The sequence below is a fragment of the Amycolatopsis orientalis DSM 40040 = KCTC 9412 genome (assembly GCF_000478275.1).
In the GTDB taxonomy this organism is placed as follows: Bacteria; Actinomycetota; Actinomycetes; order Mycobacteriales; family Pseudonocardiaceae; genus Amycolatopsis; species Amycolatopsis orientalis.
The window spans coordinates 54413-70644 of the sequence record NZ_ASJB01000071.1; the positions used below are offsets into that span (position 1 = coordinate 54413).

Sequence of the window (16232 nt, forward strand, 5' to 3'; positions counted from 1 at the left end):
AGGGCTATTCAAGCCCCTACTGACGGGTCCGCGGGGAACTTCACGAGATTGGCCGCGCCGTGGCGCCAGGTGACTTCCGGTAGTCGGAAGGAACGCGAATAACGCTCCCATTTCACCCCTTGGTCCACGCAGGTCAGCGCGACGCGCCCATTGTTAACCCTGGGGTGATCTCATACTGTCTCGAATGGGACTTGGGTACGCCCTCCGGGGTACTGTATTGCCCTCGTCCCCGAGGTCGCGGTAGGACAAGACCGGTTGGGCAGCCGGGAAGGAAGGTCGGATGCCGGACACGAACGGCAGGCCCGGGAGCGCCGCACAGGCGGCACCGGGCAAGGGAGGGGCCGTTACGGAGGCTCGTACCGACGAGCGACGATTCCGCGTCTACACCTTCGCAGTACTCACCATGGGCATCGCCGCCGCGGCCGCGGTCAGCCTCTGGCTGGACTTCGAGGCCTCCGACGATCTGCTGTGGATCGGGCCGATCCTCGCGCTCGCCTTCCTGCTCGCCGAACAACTCGGGATCAACGTCGACGTCCGCAGCGGTATCTCGTGGACGATCTCGTTCACCGAGATCCCGCTGGTCATCGGTTTCTTCGTCGCCCCCTTCGAAGTCGTCCTCGCCGCGCATCTCGCCGCGGGCATCGGAACCTTGCTGGCCCGCAAGGTCGCGGGCCGCGTCCTCTACAACGCCGGCGCCTTCCTCCTGGAGATCACCGGCGCGTTCGCCGTGGCAGGACTGGTGAAACAGGCCTCCGGCGCGCACAGCATGACGTGGATCGCCGCGCTGGCAGGCACTTTGACCGCGCCGCTGGTCAGCACACTGCTCGCGCTCGCCGCCGTCCGCGTACTGCGCCGCCGCATGCGCGTCAGCACCGCGATCCGGCTGACCGGCCGCATCCTCGTCGTCGGCTTCGTCAACGCTTCGGTCGGTCTTTCCGGCTATTTGGTCATTTCCGGTACCCCGAAGGCCTGGCCGCTCGTGCTGGCCGTCTTCCTCGGACTCACCGCGTTGTACTGGGCGTACTCCGACCTGCTCCGTGAACAGCGCGACATGGAAGCGCTATCCGATGTGAGCCTGATGGTCGCGCGCTCCGGTCAGCAGGCCGCCGCGCGGCCCGCCGGGCGGACCGACGAACTCGTCGGCGGGGTGGACGTCCGCGAGTGGGCCACCATCGCCGAACGCATCAAGGACCAGTTGGCGGCCGGCCGCGTCGTGCTCAGACTGCGGCTGGAACCCAAGGACACCATGCGCATGGTCGTCGCGGGCGACGAACTCCCGCCCGTGGACCCGGCAGCCGACGACCCGCTGCTGCGCCTGCCCGGCGCGCACGTCCGGCATTTCCGGATCACCGAAGCCAATCCCGACGTCCGTTCCGCGTTGCTCGACCGGGGTGCGCAAGAGGCGCTGGTCGTTCCCCTGCGCAGTGCCAACCAGCTGCTCGGCGTCGTCGAAGCGCACGACAGGCTGTCCCGCTGGCGTGGTTTCGGCAAGTACGACGTCCAGCTCCTGGGCACGATGGCCAGCCACCTCGCGACGTCGCTGGACAACCGGCGCCTGCTCGCGACCCTGCGCCACGACGCCTATCACGATCCGCTGACCGGTCTGCTCAACCGGCCGGGCTTCCGCCAGGTCGCCAAGGAACCGTTGCGGGAACAGGTCGACGCCGTCGTACTCCGGGTCGATCTGGACGTCTTCTCCACCGTCAGCGACGCGCTCGGCTATGTGTGGGCCGATCGGATGGTCATCGCGGCGGGCCGCCGCATCCGCGACGCGCTCGGACCCGACGTCCCGCTCGCCAGGCTCGAAGGCGCGTCCTTCGCGGCGCTCCTCGTCGGCTGCGCGCCGGAACGCGCTCAGGCCGCCGCGGAACTGCTCCGCGCGGAACTCGTCGCCCCGTATCCGGTGGACCGGCTTTCCGTCGAGGCCAACGCGATGATCGGCTACGCGACGTCCTCCGCGGACGACGACGACCAGGTCGACGTCGACGGCCTCCTGCAGCGCGCCGACGTCGCCGTCCGCGCGACCAAGGGCGGCGAAGAGGTCCGCGGCTACATGGCCAGCATGGGCCAGATCTTCATGCGCCGGTTCCAGATGGTCACCCAGTTCCGGCAGTCGCTCGAAGAAGGCCAGCTGAGCGTCCATTACCAGCCCAAGATCACCCTGCCGAACCGGCAGATCCAGGGCGTCGAGGCGCTGGTGCGCTGGGTGCATCCGGAGTTCGGCAGGCTCGGCCCGGACGAGTTCGTCCCGGCCATCGAAGCCGCTGGCCTCATCGGCGTCCTCACGTCCTTCGTGCTCGAAGAGTCGTTGAAGCGCGTGCGGAAGTGGCTCGACGAAGGCCTGCGCATCTCCGCCGCGGTGAACCTGTCGGTGCGGAACCTGGCCGACGAGGACTTCCCGACGAAGGTCGCGCGCGAACTGGACCGCTTCGGCATCCCGCCCGAGCTGCTCACCTTCGAGCTGACCGAATCCGGCGTGATGTCCGACCCGCAGAAGGCGCTGCCGATCCTGCGGGAACTGCACTCGCTGGGCATCGTCCTGGCCGTCGACGACTTCGGCACCGGCTACTCGTCGCTGGCCTACCTGCGGCAGCTGCCGGTCGATCAGGTCAAGATCGACAAGAGTTTCGTCCTCGGCATGGGCACCGACCTCGGCGACCTCGCCGTCGTGCGCTCCATCGTCGAACTGGGCCACTCGCTCGGCCTCACGGTCGTCGCCGAGGGTGTCGAGGAGGACGTCGCGCGGGATCAGCTCGAGGCGATGGGATGTGACGTGGCTCAGGGCTACCTCATCTCGCGGCCGCTGCCCGAGGACCGTCTGGAGGCGTGGCTGCAGGCGCGCACGGCGCGTTCGCCGGGGCGACACTCCGAGACCGTCTTGACCCTGCTGACCTGAGGTTTTGCGGTAAGAGGACCCCCCTGAATCCGGGGTCGTCCGGCGTTGGTAATCTTTCCAAGTCCTCGCGAGAGGCAAGGCCCCTTTAGCTCAGTCGGCAGAGCGTCTCCATGGTAAGGAGAAGGTCTACGGTTCGATTCCGTAAAGGGGCTCGCGACCTCAGCCGCGTCACGCAAGCGTGTCGCGGCCAGGAGCATGTAAGGCGGTGTAGCTCAGCTGGCAGAGCAAGCGGCTCATAATCGCTGTGTCGCCGGTTCAAGTCCGGCCACCGCTACGCGGTAATCCTGGGTATCCCAGGCCTAGTAGAGAAGGAAATGCTGTGGCTGCCACTGACGTGCGACCGAAGATCACGCTCGCGTGTGAGGAGTGCAAGCACCGCAACTACATCACCAAGAAGAACCGGCGCAACAACCCGGATCGCCTGGAGATGAAGAAGTTCTGCCCGAACTGCGGTACGCACCGGACTCACAAAGAGACCCGCTGAGCGTCTGGCGGTTCTACAAGTCTCACCCGAAGCCGTCCTGGTCACACCAGGGCGGCTTCGGGCATTTCCGGGTTCTGTAGCCTGCTCGGGTGGCCTTGGACCAGTCGTTCACCGGGCGGGTGTACCCGCCGACCAGTACCTATGAAGTGAGTCGCGAGAAGATCCGGGAGTTCGCCGACGCGCTCGGCGACACGAACCCGCTCTACCGCGACACCGAAGCGGCGAAGGCGGCCGGATACCCCGACGTCATCGCGCCGCCGACGTTCCTCACGATCATCAACCTCGCCTCGATCAACGCGATCGTCACCGACCCCGAGCTGGGTCTCGACTATTCGCGGATGGTCCACGGCGACCAGCGGTTCACCTACGTGCGGCCGGTGCACGCGGGCGACGTCCTGTCGCTCACCACGCATATCGACAACATCATGGCCCGCGCCGGGAACGACTTCATCAACCTGCGCGCCGAGATCGCCGGCGCCGACGGTGGCCCGATCGCCACCACGCACGCGCAGCTCGTGGTCCGAGGGGAGGGCGCGTGAGCACGTTCACCGCCGGAGAAGAACTGGCGCCGCTGACCGTTGACGTCACCAGGGACCAGCTGGTGCGGTACGCCGGTGCCTCGCTGGACTTCAACCCCATCCACTGGAACGAGGCCTTCGCCAAGGAGGTCGGCCTGCCGGACGTCATCGCGCACGGCATGCTGACCATGGCGCTCGGCGCGCGGCTCGTCACCGACTGGCTCGGCGACCCCGGCCGCCTCGTCGACTACTTCGCGCGCTTCACGCGCCCCGTGGTCGTGCCGAACGACGGTGCGGCGACGATCGAGTTCACCGGGAAGGTCGCCGTGGTCAACGACGACGGCACCGCGCGGATCGACATCACCGCCAAGTTCGACGGCAAGGCGGTACTGGGGAAGGCTCAAGCGGTCGTCCGGGCCTGACCAAAACGACAGCAAGGGACCTTTGCTATCGCTCGCTTAGCATGCCTAAGTAAGCGACAGCAAAGGTCCCTTGCTCTCTTTCCACAGGTCAGCGAGCTATCAGCGGATCCGCAGCGGCTCGCGTAGAGACGCGAAGCGCCCTTCGCGAGCTTAAGAAAGGCTGCTTCGCGGACGAAGGAGCCTTCAGCCGCCCCGGCTGAGAAGAAGCGTTAAGCGACCTTAAGCAGCTTCTCGATGACCTCCGCCATTCCGGCCTCACCCCGAGCGTTCGGATGCAGCGGCGCCGCGGGCACCGCGGGCGCGGGCCCCTCGACCCACCTCCGGTTCGCGGCGCTGCACATGTCGCGCCCTTTGCTCGCTGTTGACATATCGGCGAAGCCCGCTTCGTGGCTCTTCGCCGTCTCCTTCAGCGCAGTGTTCAGTCGCGCCAGCGAGCCGCGGAAGTAGGCCACATCCCCGGAACCGACCGGCAGGACCGGCCAGCAGCCGTTGTCGTCGTCGGGAAGCGTCGTCGGGTACCCGACGACCACGATGCGCGCTTCGGGCGCCTTCGAGCGGATCTGGTCCAGGATTCCGCCGAGCCGGTCCGCCGCGGCGGTGATCCGCTCGACGAGCTGGTCGCGTCCGCCCGCGGTCAACTGGGTCTTGCAGGGCGAAGCGGTCTGCTGCTGCGTCGCGCATTGGTTCGCGAAGCCGGCGAAGCCGACGTCGTTGCCGCCGATCCCGACGGTCACCAAGGTCGTGCCCCCGTCGATCGCGTCGATCTGCGGAGCGTTCGTGCCGTCGCGGGTCTTCTGCTCGCCGGTGAGATGTTCGGTCGTGGCGCCGCCGCAGCTGACGTCGACGAATTCGGCCGGGCGCAGCTTCGCGGCGAGCAGGCTCGGGTAGTTGTTGTCCGAGCGGTCGCAGCCGACGGGCGCGCCCACGGGCCGTCCGGTGCCGGGCGACGCCGTGTAAGAATCACCGAGAGCGACATATCGGCCGGTGCCCGCCGAGGTGGTGACCCCCGCTGGTGTGACCGATGTGCCGCGCTCCCACAGGTGGTAGGCGATCCCCAGGACGGAAAGCACGATCACCAGGAACAGACAACCGCCGCCAGTTCTCCGCTGCGTCACCCATTCGTTGTACGCGACCATGGTCACCTTTGTCACCGGCCGACTGAGACATGGATCACTCGTCGGCGGCGTGCCCCTCAGTTGCGGGGAACGAGGGCACGCAGTTCGGCGGCGAGTTCCAGGGCACGGGTGACGTCGCGTGCGAGGTAGTGCGGATCGACGAAGGCCTCGGTGACCCCGGTTTCGGCGGCCGCGTCCAGGTTCTCCGCGACCTTCTTGAGGTCGGTGCCGGGTTTCGGGTTGATCCGCAGCACCCGCCGCAGCGCACCGGGGTCACGGCCCGCCTTCTCGGCCGCGCTCGTCACGGTCTCCCACATCTTCGCCAGGTAGGGCGCGGGCAGTCCGGCGGGCAGCCAGCCGTCCGCGCGACGGCCGACGCGCTCCAAGGCCGCCGCCGACAGCCCGCCCAGCAACACCGGCGGATGCGGGCTCTGGACCGGCCGCAGACCCACCTTCGACGCGGGGATCCGCCAGCGCTCGCCGTCGTGCTCGACCGGATCACCGGTCCAGAACTCCCGGAGGACGTCGAGAAGCTCCTCCAGCTGCTTGCCACGCCCCTTCCAGGGCGTGCCGGTCGCGGTGTACTCGTCGCGAAGCCAGCCAGTCCCCAGCCCGACGTCCAGGCGGCCACCGCTCACCTGATCGAGCGAAGTGAGCGCCCGGGCGATCAGTACGGCCGGATACACCGTTCCGGTGAGCGTGCTCGTCCCCAGCCGGACCTTCTTCGTGACGCTCGCGGCCACCGTCAGCAGGATCAGCGGATCGGCGAAGGTGACGAATTCGGGCGGGTACGGCTGCTCCGGCGTGCCGCCGGGATAGAAGTCCGACGGCGAAATCGGTGCCAGCACCCGATCTCCGACCCACAAGGACGCGTAGCCGAGTTCTTCGGCGGCCGTCGCGAAACCGGCGACGGCGTCCATCTTCGCGAGGGGGCCGTACTGCGGAAGAGCGATTCCCAGGCGCATCGCGGTCACCGTGCCTCCGAGAGGAGACTGCCCATCCTGGTGATCCCTTCGGCCAGCTCGTTTTCGCCCAGCGCATAGGAAATCCGAAAGTACCCCGGCGTCCCGAACGCCTCGCCGGGTACCACGGCGACCTCGGCCTCGCGCAGGATCAGATCGGCCAGCGCCACCGTGTCCGCCGGACGCTCGCCACGGATCTCCTTGCCCAGCAAGGCTTTCACCGACGGGTAAACGTAGAAGGCGCCGAGCGGCACCGGAGTCTCGACCCCGGGGATCTCGGAAAGCAGCGAGAGCGCGGTCTTACGCCGGGAGTCGAACGCTTCGCGCATCGAGAAAACGGCGTCGAGCGGACCGCTCACCGCGGCCAGGGCGGCCCGCTGCGCGACGTTCGAAACGTTGCCGCACAAGTGCGATTGGTACGCCGTCGCCGCCTTGACCACGTCCTGCGGGCCGAGCAACCAGCCCACCCGCCAGCCGGTCATCGAGTACGTCTTCGCGACGCCGTTGAGGACGACCGTCCGGTCCGCGAGTTCCGGGACCACGACGGGCATCGAGGGTGCTTCGGCGCCGTCGTAGACCAGGTGTTCGTAGATCTCGTCGGTGATGACCCAGAGGCCGTTCTCGTACGCCCAGCGCCCGATCGCCTCGACCTGCTCGCGCGGGTACACCGCGCCTGTCGGGTTCGACGGCGAGACGAACAGCAGCACCTTCGTGCGCGGCGTCCTCGCGGCTTCGAGCTGCTCGACGGTGACGAGATAGCCCGTCGTCTCGTCCGCGGTGACCTGCACCGGGACACCGCCGGCGAGGGCGATCGACTCCGGGTAGGTGGTCCAGTAGGGCGCGGGCAGCAGCACCTCGTCGCCCGGGTCGAGCAGCGTGGCGAACGCGGAATAGACCGCCTGCTTGCCGCCGTTCGTCACCAGGACGCGACCCGGGTCGACGTCGAGACCGGAATCGCGGGCGGTCTTCGCCGCGATCGCCTCGCGGAGTTCCGGCAGCCCGCCCGCGGCGGTGTAGCCGTGGTTGGCCCTGTCCCGGACGGCCGCTTCGGCGGCTTCGAGCACGTTGGCCGGGGTGGGGAAGTCCGGTTGCCCGGCCCCGAACCCGATCACCGGACGCCCCTGCGCCTTCAGCTCCCGGGCCTTCGCGTCGACGGCGAGCGTGGCCGACGGCGTGATGCCGCCGATCCGGGCCGAGACGCGGGAAGCCGGGGACGGTGAGGGTGCGGGAGCGCTCATGGCGACATCGTGGCACGATCATGGGGTCGGCCGTGGGGGAGTTTCCTCGCGGAAGGCTGCTCCGCGCCGCTTTGAGGGGCGCGGTTGCGAAGCTGTTCGGGGGTTGCCGTAGACTTCTGGTCTCGGAACGCACTACGGTCATCCCCGCCACGGCGGTGGGGACGATGGAATGCGTCCTCCGGAGCCCCAGGGCATCGGGGTTCCAAAGGGGTGTAGCTCAATTGGCAGAGCAGCGGTCTCCAAAACCGCAGGTTGCAGGTTCAAGTCCTGTCACCCCTGCGTAAGCGAACTGGTGAAGGCGGAGGAGTGGTCGTGAGCGACAGCGACGCCAGCGGTGAGAAGGCGCAGGACGGCGCCGGGCGGAAGCCCGACGAACAGTCCCGCCCGGTGACCGCCGCTGCCCGGCGTGAGCGCCGTGCGTCCGCGCGCCCGTCCGGTAAGGCCGACGCCAAGTCGGACGACAAGACCCGCCCCGCCGGCAAGGCGAAGGCCGGGGACAAGACCGAGAAAACCAAGGACGCCAAGGGCACGGCGACTCCGAAGCGCGACCGCAAGCCGAAGCAGGCGTCGATCTTCGCCCGGCTCATGCGGTTCATCCGCGAAGTCTGGGCCGAGCTGCGCAAGGTCATCTGGCCGAACCGCAAGCAGATGGTCACCTACACCGCGGTGGTGCTGGTCTTCGTGGTGTTCATGGTGGCGCTGGTGAGCGGCCTCGACCTGGCCTTCAAAGAGGTCGTCGGTGCCGTCTTCGGCAGCTGAGGCAGCCGGTCGCGGCGCTTGAGCGCGCCGCACGGTGGCTGGCGCCACGGCAACCGATCAACTGAGAGGACGGAACGTGACCTCCGACAACGGCACAGCAGCCGGTCATGAGCTGACCGAGCTTTCCGACGAGCAGGTGCACGCGGCACTCGGCGACGAGCAGTCCGAGCACCTGGACTCCGTCGAGGTGCCCGCCGCAGGCGACGAGGTCGACGAAGCCGGAGATGTCGCGGAGGCCGAAGAGGCGTCCGTCGAGACCGAAGACGACGACACCGCCGCCGAGGCCGAGCCCGACGAGGACGTCGACCCGGTCGCGAAGCTGCGCGCGGAACTCAACGCCGCTCCCGGTGAGTGGTACGTCGTGCATTCGTACGCGGGTTACGAGAACAAGGTGAAGACCAACCTCGAGACCCGTACCCAGACGCTGGACGTCGAGGACTACATCTTCCAGATCGAGGTCCCGACCGAAGAGGTCACCGAGATCAAGAACGGCCAGCGCAAGCAGGTGCAGCGCAAGGTGCTGCCCGGCTACATCCTGGTCCGGATGGACCTGAACGACGCCTCGTGGAGCGCCGTGCGCAACACGCCGGGTGTCACCGGGTTCGTCGGTGCCACGTCGCGTCCGTCGCCGCTGACCGTGGACGAGGTGCTGAAGTTCCTCGCGCCCAAGGTCGAGGCCGCCGCTCCCGCGAAGCCCGGCAAGGGCGACGCCGCTTCTTCCGAGTCGCAGCTGGGTGGCCCCGCGGTCGAGGTCGACTTCGAGATCGGCGAGTCGGTCACCGTCATGGACGGCCCGTTCGCGACGCTGCCCGCGACGATCTCCGAGGTCAACGTGGACGGGCAGAAGCTGAAGGTCCTGGTGTCGATCTTCGGCCGGGAGACCCCGGTCGAGCTGTCGTTCAACCAGGTCTCCAAGATCTGACGGCCGCCAGACGGCCGGCAGTCCCCGCGTACTGGCAGGTGTGCGGGGGACTCAAGTCAGTAAGAAGGAACAAACGAAATGCCACCCAAGAAGAAGAAGCTTGCGGCGATCATCAAGCTGCAGATCAAGGCGGGTGCGGCCAACCCCGCGCCGCCGGTCGGCCCCGCGCTGGGTCAGCACGGCGTCAACATCATGGAGTTCTGCAAGGCCTACAACGCCGCGACCGAGTCGCAGCGCGGGGACGTCGTCCCGGTCGAGATCTCCGTGTACGAAGACCGCTCGTTCGACTTCAAGCTCAAGACGCCGCCGGCCGCGAAGCTGCTGCTGAAGGCCGCGGGCGTGGAGAAGGGTTCCGGCGAGCCGCACAAGACCAAGGTCGCCAAGGTCACTTGGGACCAGGTCCGCGACATCGCGAAGACCAAGGAATCCGACCTGAACGCGCACGACATCGACCAGGCCGCGAAGATCATCGCCGGCACCGCCCGTTCGATGGGCATCACGGTCGTCGACTGAGCTTCACCCCGCACCACCGTGGGAGAGCCAGGGCTGGCTCCAACACCACACTGATCCGTTGAAGAGTTAAGGACAGAAGTAATGCCCAAGCACAGCAAGGCCTACCGTCAGGCTCTTGAGCTGGTGGACCGCGAGCGGCTCTACGCCCCGCTCGAGGCCGCGAAGCTGGCCAAGGAGACCTCCAAGTCGAAGATGGACGCCACCGTCGAGGTCGCCATGCGCCTCGGTGTCGACCCTCGTAAGGCCGACCAGATGGTCCGCGGCACCGTGAACCTGCCGCACGGCACCGGTAAGACCGCTCGCGTCATCGTTTTCGCCGTTGGTGACAAGGCCGCCGAGGCCGAAGCCGCCGGCGCTGACGCGGTCGGCACCGACGAACTGATCGAGCGCATCCAGGGTGGCTGGCTCGACTTCGACGCCGCGATCGCGACGCCGGACCAGATGGCGAAGGTCGGGCGCATCGCCCGCATCCTCGGCCCGCGTGGCCTCATGCCGAACCCGAAGACCGGCACCGTGACCCCTGCGGTCGCGAAGGCCGTCTCGGACATCAAGGGCGGTAAGATCAACTTCCGCGTCGACAAGCAGGCCAACCTGCACTTCGTCATCGGCAAGGTGTCGTTCGACACCGAGAAGCTGGTGGAGAACTACGCGGCCGCGCTGGACGAGATCCTCCGCGCCAAGCCGTCGTCGGCGAAGGGCCGTTACCTGCGCAAGGTCGTCGTCTCCACGACGATGGGCCCGGGTATCCCGGTCGACCCCGCCCGGACCCGCAACCTCCTTTCCGAGGACGCGTAAGTCTGAGTCACACATCACTGACGAAGGGGCGGTCCCGCTACAGCGGGGCCGCCCCTTTTTCGTGTTTGCTGGAGGGCATGCCGACTTTCGCGTCGTTCGACGGGCTCCAGCTGAGCTACACCGTGTGGGAGGGCGAAGGGCGTCCAGTGCTGCTGCAGCACGGCTTCGCCGCCGACACGAACGCCAACTGGATCGCGCCCGGCGTCGTCGCCACCCTCCAGCAGGCGGGGCTGACCGTGATCGGCCTCGACGCGCGTGGGCACGGGCGGTCGGCCAAACCGCACGATGAGGCCAGTTACGGCGACGACGCGATGGTCCGCGACGTGTCGGCGCTACTCGACGTGCTGGGGCTCGACGAGGTTTCGATGGCCGGCTACTCGATGGGCGCGATGATCGGGCTCGGCGCGGTGGCCGCCGATCCGCGGATCCGGTGTCTCGCGATCGGCGGGGTCGGTTCGGGGATCGTCGACTTCGGCGGCGTGGACACGCGGGTCGTCACGCCGGAGGCGATCAGCGACGCGCTGCTCGCTTCGGACCCTTCGACGCTTCCGCCGTCTTCGGCGCCTTTCAGGGCGCTGGCCGACGCCCTCCGCGCGGACCGTGTCGCGCTGGCGGCCGTCGCACGCGGGACCGCGAACCCGAAACTGGACCTGACGGCGATCGCCGTCCCGACCCTGGTCCTGGCCGGCGAGGCCGACCCGCTGGCGGCCGAACCCGAACGCCTGGCCGCCGCGATCGCGGGTGCCCGCCTCGTCCGCGTCCCCGGCGATCACATGACCGCCGTCATGCACCCTGCCTTCGGCTCCGCCCTGACCGGCTTCCTGACCGCGCACGACCTCTGACCCGCGTCGCCTTTAGCGGGCTGAACGCGCTCCGGCGGGCACTTGCGTTTCGCCCCCTGATCGCGATCTGGCGCCAGAAAGCGCAGGTCAGCGAGGGGTCAGTTGCCGGTGGGAGGGGCGGGGCAGGGCTCGGGGGAGTTCGCGTGCCCGGTGATCAGCCACTGACCCATCTCGACTTCCTGCAGGGTGAAGCTGCCCAGCAGGGGGCCGCCGCGGATGTTGTACCAGCACGAATGAATCGTCAGGTTCTGACGCGGGACCACACTCGACATCGGGCGCACCGCGTAGATGTACGGCGTGATGTCGGTGACCTTGGCGTTCAAGGCCGGGACGGCGGTGGCGCAGTCCGGGTAGCCGAGGTCGCGGGCGAACTGGACCTGCGCTTCCTCACTCATCGACAGGCAGACCTTCTCGACCCGGGTGGCGGGCGGGTACGGCTTGCCGATCGTGTCGTAGATGGCCCGCACGGCCTCCCAGGGATTGGTGGAAAGCACCTTGTTGGTGTGGTGCTTGCCGCCGCCGCCCTGGACGAACGTCGCCGTGTCCTGTCCCGCGTCGCTCGGGAAGATCTGGCGGTAGGCGATGGTGGCCCCGACGCAGATCAGCGCGATCACGATCACCCAGGCGAGAAGCTTTCCGCCCAGTCGTCGCAACCACCGCGGCAGGCGCGGTCGAGGAGCCGGAACGAGCTGGCCGGGCGGCGGCCCCGGAGGCCCTGGAACTTGCCCGCCGTAGTGCTGGGTCACGGGCTGCGTGGGCTGGGAAGGCACGAGGCCCTGCTGCTGCGCCTCGGTGAACTTCAGATAGTCCTGGAACTGCTGAAACTGCTGGAACTGGCGCAGTTGCTCCTCGTCCAGCCGAGGCGCGGGCTGACCTCCCGCCTTGGGCTCGATGTCCGTGCCGGGCTCGCTTCCCGGCTTTCCGTCATCACGCTGCTCCGCCACGTCACCATGATGCCCCGCGACGCTCTCCGCGCACTCCGCCGGTCGCGTTTAGCCCGCTGAACGCGATCTGACCGGGCCCCGGTGCGAAGGCCGGGAGAGGGTCACGTATTCTTGTCAAGGTTCTACCGAAGACCGCTGGTCTTCTCCTGGTCATCTGGCCCGGAGAACGAAGGCCCCGCTAGGGCGGGCGACCCGCGCAGGAGGAACGAGGCTCGCACGCGACGTATCCCGTCGCGTGCCCTGACGCCCCGCGCCTGTCTGCGCTGGGGCGTTTCGTCGTTTCAGGGCTCTCACGGCCAGTGGACCACTAGCCAAGAGAGGAGGCGACCATGGCGAAGCCCGACAAGGAGGCGGCCGTCGCCGAGATCGCGGAGAGCTTCCGCAGCAGCTCGGCCACAGTCGTTACCCAGTACACCGGCCTCTCCGTGTCCCAGCTGTCCCAGCTGCGCCGCGCTCTCGGCACCAGTGCCAAGTACCGGGTCGCGAAGAACACCCTCGTCAAGCGTGCCGCCACGGACGCCGGTATCGAGGGCCTTGAAGACCTGTTCGTCGGCCCGACCGCCATCGCCTTCGTCGAAGGTGAAGCTGTTGACGCCGCGAAGGCGCTTCGCGACTTCGCGAAGGACAACAACGCGCTTGTGATCAAGGGCGGCTTCATGGACGGCAAGACGCTGTCCGTGGACGAGATCAACCAGATCGCCGATCTCGACAGCCGTGAGGTCCTGCTCGCCAAGGCGGCGGGCGCGTTCAAGGCGAAGCTGTCCCAGGCCGCCGCGCTGTTCCAGGCGCCGGCGTCCCAGGTCGCTCGCCTGGCTGCCGCGCTGGAGGAGAAGCAGCGCAACGCCGGTACCGAAGCAGCCGAAGCACCCGCCGAGAGCTGAACACCCCCCACCCCGAACTTTTAGTTCGTTTTAGAGAGGAAAGCCACCATGGCGAAGCTGAGCACCGCCGAGCTGATCGACGCCTTCAAGGAGCTCACCCTTCTTGAGCTGTCCGAGTTCGTCAAGGAGTTCGAGACCACCTTCGACGTGACCGCGGCCGCCCCGGCTGCCGTCGTCGCCGCCGGCCCGGTGGGCGCTGCCCCGGCCGCCGCCGAGGAGCAGGACGAGTTCGACGTCGTCCTCGAGTCGGCCGGCGAGAAGAAGATCCAGGTCATCAAGGTCGTCCGTGAGGTCGTCTCGGGCCTGGGCCTGAAGGAGGCCAAGGAGCTGGTCGAGGCCGCTCCCAAGGCCCTCCTGGAGAAGGTCGACAAGGAGGCCGCCGAGGCCGCCAAGGAGAAGCTCGAGGCTGCTGGCGCCAAGATCGCCATCAAGTGATCTGGGGCGCGTCAGCGCCTGCCGCAGTACCGCCGAAGGGGCGGGCATCCACCACGGATGCCCGCCCCTTCGCTTTGGTCCACCCCACCCCCGTGTCGACTTTCGCCCCCTGATCGCGACGCGTAGCCACGCTAAGCACCTGAGCGCGTCCAGGGCACCGGATCGACTTTCGCCCCCTAATCGCGATCTTGGCGGTAGGCGCGGGAGGGGCTGGGGTGGGCTGGCGAGAGGGCCGCTGACCTGCGTTTCGCCCCCTAATCGTGACGCGCGGCCGCGCCGACCTGGGCGAAGTGGGCGGGCTGTGGACCTGCGCACAGGGGTGACGTGCACTACGGTGCTGCAAGCGGTGCACGGGCCGGTAGCGGGCTGCGCGAAAAGTTACCCGCGGGTCTGGCCAGAAAAGAAAACTGGTGAGTAACCTGTTCGCACTCAGCTCGTTGCACCTGGTTGACGCGGGTATCGCTGCGCGGACGCGTGCGCTCTCTCGAGCCAGTGGGACGGGAAAGCAGTGCGCGACGACGCGGAACAGCTCCTGGAGGTGCGATGGGTGCCGAGGTGGTCATCGAAGGTCTTTCGAAGTCCTTCGGTAAGCAGGCCATCTGGCGGGACGTCACGCTGACCCTGCCCCCGGGCGAGGTGTCGGCGATGCTCGGTCCGTCCGGAACCGGTAAGTCCGTCTTCTTGAAGTCGATGATCGGTCTGCTCAAGCCCGACAAGGGCCGCTGCATGATCAACGGCGTCGACATCGTGACGTGCTCCGAACACCAGCTCTACGAGGTGCGCAAGCTCTTCGGCGTCCTCTTCCAGGACGGCGCGCTGTTCGGGTCGATGAACCTCTACGACAACGTCGCCTTCCCCCTGCGCGAGCACACGAAGAAGTCCGAGACCGAGGTCCGCCGGATCGTGCTCGAGAAACTCGAGATGACCGGCCTCAACGGCGCCGACAAGAAGCTGCCGGGTGAGATCTCCGGCGGTATGCGCAAGCGCGCCGGCCTCGCCCGAGCCCTGGTGCTCGACCCGCAGATCATCCTGGTCGATGAGCCGGACTCCGGCCTCGACCCGGTCCGCACCACCTACATCTCCCAGCTCTTCCTCGACGTCAACGCGCAGATCGACGCGACGTTCCTGATCGTCACGCACAACATCAACCTCGCCCGCACCGTCCCGGACAACCTGGGCATGCTCTTCCGCAAGGAACTGGTCATGTTCGGCCCGCGCGAGGTGCTGCTGACCAGCGAGGAGCCGGTCGTCAAGCAGTTCCTCAACGGCAAGATGGACGGCCCCATCGGCATGAGCGAGGAGAAGGACTCGGCCCAGCTCGCCGCCGAACGCGCGATGTTCGAGGCCGGCCACCACGCGGGCGGTGTCGAGGACGTCAGCGGGGTGCCGCCGCAAATGCAGCCGACGCCCGGCGTGCCGACCCGGATGGGCGCGGTCCGCCGCAAGGACCGCGTCATGCAGATCCTGCACGGCCTCCCGCCCGAGGCGCAGCAGAGCATCATCGAGTCGCTCTCCCCGGAGGAGCAGCAGCGCTACGGTGTCCGTCCGCAGCGGCTCGCGGCCGCGGGCCACCGGTCGGCACCTGCCGAAAGCTCGATCCCGAACCACCATCAGGGCCAGCTGCCCGACGACCAGGTCGCGCACATCCCGCATCCCGGGAGAGCGGGCAACCACCGCCTGCGGCCACAAGATCCGGGGTCAGGTGGCGCGTGAGCTCTTCCGCTTCATCGGCGAAGATTCCAGGGATCGGCATGTTGCGCGAGACCGGGAACCTGTTCGCCCTTGGCCTCGACATCGTTCGTGGCATCTTCCAACGACCGTTCCAGCTGCGGGAGTTCATCCAGCAGGCCTGGTTCATCGCGAGCGTCACGATCCTGCCGACGGCGCTCGTCGCGATCCCGTTCGGCGCGGTCATCTCGCTGCAGTTCGGTTCGCTCGCCCGCCAGCTCGGCGCCCAGTCCTACACGGGCGCCGGGTCGGTGCTCGCCACCGTGCAGCAGGCCAGCCCGCTGGTCACCGCGCTGCTGGTCGCGGGCGCCGGCGGTAGCGCCGTCTGTGCCGACATCGGCGCGCGGACGATCCGTGAAGAGATCGACGCGATGGAGGTGCTCGGCGTCTCCGCCGTGCAGCGCCTGATCGTGCCGCGCGTGCTCGCGATGATGCTGGTCGCGCTCCTGCTCAACGGCATGGTCAGCGTCATCGGCGTGCTCGGCGGCTACTTCTTCAACGTCGTCCTCCAGGGCGGGACGCCGGGCGCGTACCTGGCGAGCTTCTCCGCGCTGGCCCAGCTTCCCGACCTCTGGGTCGGCGAACTGAAGGCGCTGATCTTCGGCTTCATCGCCGCTGTCGTCGCCTCTTACCGGGGACTGAACCCGTCCGGCGGCCCGAAGGGGGTCGGCGACGCGGTGAACCAGTCGGTCGTCATCACGTTCCTGATGCTGTTCGTGGTGAACTTCGTGATCACGCTGATCTACCTGCAGATCGTGCCCGGAAAGCTGGACTGACG

At 68.0% G+C, this 16232-nt stretch carries 17 protein-coding genes and 3 tRNA genes; 16 read left to right on the forward strand and 4 right to left on the reverse strand.

Annotated elements, in window-relative coordinates; all coding sequences use genetic code 11:
* The first annotated feature begins 280 nt into the window (after positions 1-280).
* The 6 genes from L324_RS26085 to L324_RS26110 all read left to right on the forward strand — a co-directional run bounded on the left by L324_RS26085 (position 281) and on the right by L324_RS26110 (position 4320).
* Positions 281-2896: a putative bifunctional diguanylate cyclase/phosphodiesterase gene (locus L324_RS26085; RefSeq protein WP_037314049.1), complete on the forward strand. Its 2616-nt coding sequence runs from the start codon at positions 281-283 to the stop codon at positions 2894-2896.
* Positions 2897-2975: 79 nt separating this feature from the next.
* Positions 2976-3048, forward strand: a tRNA-Thr gene (locus L324_RS26090).
* A gap of 49 nt (positions 3049-3097) precedes the next feature.
* A tRNA-Met gene (locus tag L324_RS26095) sits at positions 3098-3170 on the forward strand.
* A gap of 45 nt (positions 3171-3215) precedes the next feature.
* Entirely contained in the window at positions 3216-3380 is a 165-nt protein-coding gene (gene rpmG / locus L324_RS26100) for a 50S ribosomal protein L33 (RefSeq protein ID WP_005152047.1), read from the forward strand.
* A gap of 89 nt (positions 3381-3469) precedes the next feature.
* Positions 3470-3919 carry a MaoC family dehydratase N-terminal domain-containing protein gene (locus L324_RS26105; protein WP_037314051.1) on the forward strand — a complete coding sequence of 150 codons (450 nt, stop codon included), beginning with the start codon at positions 3470-3472 and terminating at the stop codon, positions 3917-3919.
* Positions 3916-4320, forward strand: coding sequence for a MaoC family dehydratase (locus L324_RS26110; RefSeq protein ID WP_037314065.1), 405 nt, complete (start codon positions 3916-3918; stop codon positions 4318-4320). Before L324_RS26105 ends, L324_RS26110 begins: the two co-directional genes overlap by 4 nt.
* A gap of 209 nt (positions 4321-4529) precedes the next feature.
* On the opposite strand, the gene L324_RS26115 is transcribed toward L324_RS26110, so the two are convergent.
* Genes L324_RS26115 through L324_RS26125 form a run of 3 tightly spaced genes read right to left on the reverse strand, consistent with a single transcriptional unit; the run spans position 4530 to position 7635 of the window.
* Positions 4530-5462, reverse strand: coding sequence for an SGNH/GDSL hydrolase family protein (locus L324_RS26115; protein ID WP_152547005.1), 933 nt, complete (start codon positions 5460-5462; stop codon positions 4530-4532).
* 50 nt (positions 5463-5512) lie between these two features.
* Positions 5513-6409 carry a TIGR03619 family F420-dependent LLM class oxidoreductase gene (locus L324_RS26120; protein ID WP_152547003.1) on the reverse strand — a complete coding sequence of 299 codons (897 nt, stop codon included), beginning with the start codon at positions 6407-6409 and terminating at the stop codon, positions 5513-5515.
* A complete protein-coding gene (locus tag L324_RS26125; protein ID WP_037314068.1) occupies positions 6406-7635 on the reverse strand; it encodes a pyridoxal phosphate-dependent aminotransferase in 1230 nt (409 codons plus the stop codon). The genes L324_RS26120 and L324_RS26125 overlap by 4 nt, the downstream gene beginning before the upstream one ends.
* Positions 7636-7841: 206 nt before the next feature.
* On the opposite strand from L324_RS26125, the gene L324_RS26130 reads away from it, so the two are divergent.
* The 6 genes from L324_RS26130 (at position 7842) to L324_RS26155 (ending at position 11466) form a co-directional block, all read left to right on the forward strand.
* Positions 7842-7914: transfer RNA gene (locus L324_RS26130), tRNA-Trp, on the forward strand.
* A 27-nt stretch (positions 7915-7941) separates the two neighbouring features.
* Positions 7942-8394, forward strand: coding sequence for a preprotein translocase subunit SecE (gene secE / locus L324_RS26135; RefSeq protein WP_037314071.1), 453 nt, complete (start codon positions 7942-7944; stop codon positions 8392-8394).
* 76 nt (positions 8395-8470) lie between these two features.
* The gene (nusG, locus tag L324_RS26140) at positions 8471-9316 is read left to right on the forward strand and encodes a transcription termination/antitermination protein NusG (protein WP_037314077.1); all 846 of its coding nucleotides are present in this window, start codon (positions 8471-8473) and stop codon (positions 9314-9316) included.
* Between the two features lie 78 nt (positions 9317-9394).
* Positions 9395-9829 carry a 50S ribosomal protein L11 gene (gene rplK / locus L324_RS26145; protein ID WP_020633284.1) on the forward strand — a complete coding sequence of 145 codons (435 nt, stop codon included), beginning with the start codon at positions 9395-9397 and terminating at the stop codon, positions 9827-9829.
* 81 nt (positions 9830-9910) lie between these two features.
* The gene (rplA, locus tag L324_RS26150) at positions 9911-10624 is read left to right on the forward strand and encodes a 50S ribosomal protein L1 (RefSeq protein WP_037314083.1); all 714 of its coding nucleotides are present in this window, start codon (positions 9911-9913) and stop codon (positions 10622-10624) included.
* Between the two features lie 77 nt (positions 10625-10701).
* Entirely contained in the window at positions 10702-11466 is a 765-nt protein-coding gene (locus tag L324_RS26155) for an alpha/beta fold hydrolase (protein WP_037314085.1), read from the forward strand.
* Between the two features lie 98 nt (positions 11467-11564).
* Here L324_RS26155 and L324_RS26160 read toward each other — a convergent pair whose 3' ends face one another.
* Positions 11565-12410 carry a hypothetical protein gene (locus tag L324_RS26160; protein WP_037314091.1) on the reverse strand — a complete coding sequence of 282 codons (846 nt, stop codon included), beginning with the start codon at positions 12408-12410 and terminating at the stop codon, positions 11565-11567.
* 329 nt (positions 12411-12739) lie between these two features.
* Here L324_RS26160 and rplJ point away from each other — a divergent pair, with 329 nt between their 5' ends.
* The 4 genes from rplJ to L324_RS26180 all read left to right on the forward strand — a co-directional run bounded on the left by rplJ (position 12740) and on the right by L324_RS26180 (position 16230).
* Positions 12740-13291: a 50S ribosomal protein L10 gene (rplJ, locus tag L324_RS26165; RefSeq protein WP_005152070.1), complete on the forward strand. Its 552-nt coding sequence runs from the start codon at positions 12740-12742 to the stop codon at positions 13289-13291.
* Between the two features lie 48 nt (positions 13292-13339).
* Complete coding sequence (rplL, locus tag L324_RS26170; protein ID WP_037314094.1) at positions 13340-13726, forward strand: 50S ribosomal protein L7/L12; 387 nt, start codon at positions 13340-13342, stop codon at positions 13724-13726.
* 543 nt (positions 13727-14269) lie between these two features.
* Positions 14270-15439 (forward strand): ABC transporter ATP-binding protein, encoded by a 1170-nt coding sequence (locus tag L324_RS26175; RefSeq protein WP_037314101.1) that lies wholly within the window; start codon positions 14270-14272, stop codon positions 15437-15439.
* Positions 15440-15477: 38 nt separating this feature from the next.
* Positions 15478-16230 carry an MlaE family ABC transporter permease gene (locus tag L324_RS26180; RefSeq protein WP_020633292.1) on the forward strand — a complete coding sequence of 251 codons (753 nt, stop codon included), beginning with the start codon at positions 15478-15480 and terminating at the stop codon, positions 16228-16230.
* Positions 16231-16232: the final 2 nt, after the last annotated feature.